Origin of the sequence: Brevibacterium sp. LS14 (genome assembly GCF_012027885.1) — a bacterium.
In the GTDB taxonomy this organism is placed as follows: domain Bacteria; phylum Actinomycetota; class Actinomycetes; order Actinomycetales; family Brevibacteriaceae; genus Brevibacterium; species Brevibacterium casei.
Window position 1 is genome coordinate 1 of record NZ_SJXG01000004.1, and the last position, 1,147, is coordinate 1,147.

1 protein-coding gene is annotated in these 1,147 nt (G+C 66.1%); it reads left to right on the top strand.

Translation table 11 applies throughout. The features are described 5' to 3' along the window. Positions 1 to 1,147 (top strand): HNH endonuclease signature motif containing protein (locus EZE58_RS00015; RefSeq protein ID WP_167559540.1); only part of this gene is annotated, 1,147 nt, incomplete at both ends.

The window sequence follows — 1,147 nt, forward strand, 5'->3', positions numbered from 1 at the left end:
AGTGACACCCTGCGCACCGGGCTGCGCAAACTCATCCACCTCCTCCAAACCCCCGACGACCGGTCCCACATCGCCGCGCAACGCCGCCGCGTCGACGTCGACACCTTCGGCAACGGCACCGCCTGCCTGTCCATCACAGCCCCCGCCGATGAGATCCATGCCGCCTACGCCCGCGTGAACGCCATGGCCCGTGCCATCCACAACGGCCAAACCACCACCCTCAACCTCCCCGCCGGGGTCGAGATCATCGACGAGCGCACCATCAGCGCCCTCATGTGCGACATGTTCTTGCGCCCCCACCCGAAACTGGCCATCCGAGTCCGAGAACTCGACCCCATCACCGGCATCCAAACCCACCGGCAGACACCCCTCCTCGATGAGAAGGGGGAACCCCGGTTTCACTACGACGACACCACCATCAGCGGACTCACCAACCTCCTCACCCCCGACCGTGCAGCCGAGGCGAACATGACCGGCACTGCCGCATCGCTGTCCCCAGCCGCACACCAATCCAAAGCGGCACAAACGCAGACGCCGCCGGTCGGCACCCACGCCTCAGCAACCGCATCGAACGGAATCGAAGCACGGGGAACCGAACCAGATGGAACCGACCCTGCAGCCACCACCATTGAGTCCCCCTACCCGCCGGGGGCATCGTTCTTCCCCAACGGCCGCCCCGAACCGGTAGTACTCGAGTACGCCATCCTCGTGGACATGGAATCCGGGCCCGAGGCGATGCGCAACCAGGCCGGTGTCATCGTCACCGTCCCCTTCCTCACCCTCACCGGCGACGCCAACCTCCCCGGTGTCCTCGCCGACGGATCCCCCATCCCGGCAGAGACCGCCCGTCGCATTGCCGCGGGTGCCCCGACACTGACCCGGATCCTCACCGACCCGGCCACCGGCACCCCACTCGACGCCCAAGCACTCACCTACGCGATCCCGAAACCCGTCAGGCGGACCCTGATCAACCAATGGGCCACCTGCACCTTCCCCGGCTGCACTCGCTTGGCGGAGAAGACCGAGATCGATCACGTCGACCCGTTCAACCACACCGACCCCATCCAGGGTGGGCTCACCCAGTTCGGCAACCTCCTGTCAAGCCCCGGGTTTCGTAGAGGCTCCTATTCTTGGTTTCCTAAGCAGC